Consider the following 402-nt stretch of genomic DNA (forward strand, 5'->3'; position numbering starts at 1 on the left):
CACCCAGACGGCTCAAGAAGGCAGTGATCTCACCGCCGGTTATGGCAGTACGAGCACCGCTGGCTCCGACAGTTTGCTGATCGCTGGCTACGGGAGCACGCAAACGGCCGGCGGAGAAAGCTCTCTGACCGCAGGGTATGGCAGCACCCAAACAGCCCGCAAAGGCAGTGATCTCACCGCTGGTTACGGCAGTACAAGCACTTCGGGCTCCGACAGCTCACTGATCGCAGGTTACGGCAGTACGCAGACTGCCGGCACAGACAGCTCCCTGACTGCCGGTTACGGCAGTACCCAAACGGCTCAAGTGGGCAGTGATCTTACTGCCGGTTACGGCAGTACGAGCACTGCGGGTTCCGACAGCTCACTGATTGCCGGTTATGGCAGCACGCAGACTGCCGGGGG

General features: G+C 61.4%; 1 pseudogene. It reads left to right on the forward strand.

The annotated features are described in order from the left end of the window. A pseudogene (locus tag ACI77D_RS29390) lies at positions 1-402 on the forward strand (Ice nucleation protein); the annotation flags it as partial.

The sequence above is a fragment of the Pseudomonas sp. O39 genome (genome assembly GCF_045447295.1).
Lineage (GTDB): Bacteria > Pseudomonadota > Gammaproteobacteria > Pseudomonadales > Pseudomonadaceae > Aquipseudomonas > Aquipseudomonas antarctica_A.